The sequence below is a fragment of the Wenzhouxiangella sp. YN1 genome (assembly GCF_056324145.1).
Genome location: NZ_JBJNIO010000139.1, coordinates 1 through 321, shown reverse-complemented (window position 1 = coordinate 321; position 321 = coordinate 1). Strand labels below are relative to the sequence as shown.

The following is a 321-nucleotide window of genomic DNA, read 5'->3' as shown; positions in this document are numbered from 1 at the left end:
CTCAAGCGGCGGACACGGGTGGCGACACTGTTCCCGAATGAAGACAGCTGCCTGAGACTGGTCTCAGCCGTTGCCAGGGAAAATCTCCGACGAGTGGGAGACCGGACGGGTCTACCTCACAATGGACCAATAGTTGCGATGGATGGATAAGAGAATTTACAGAACAGGTGTTTCTTTATCCGATCGACAGTCCATTGCCAGGTGAAGACGGTCAGGGCGCTGTTCGAGGACAGCCTTAATTCGGCTTCCCCATTGCGCGCCCTATCCAGCATCGACAAGGCTTTTTTTTGGAGCTCAACGCAGTCCTGGGTAATTTCGAGC

General features: G+C 54.2%; 1 protein-coding gene and 1 pseudogene. One reads left to right on the top strand and one right to left on the bottom strand.

The window, feature by feature from the left end; genetic code table 11:
- A pseudogene (locus ACEWQZ_RS06715) lies at positions 1 to 133 on the top strand (transposase); the annotation flags it as partial.
- Here the strand turns inward: ACEWQZ_RS06715 and ACEWQZ_RS06710 are convergent.
- The coding region (locus tag ACEWQZ_RS06710; protein ID WP_476482307.1) for a hypothetical protein at positions 117 to 321 on the bottom strand (205 nt) is incomplete at its 5' end. The pseudogene ACEWQZ_RS06715 and the gene ACEWQZ_RS06710 sit on opposite strands and share 17 nt — an antisense overlap.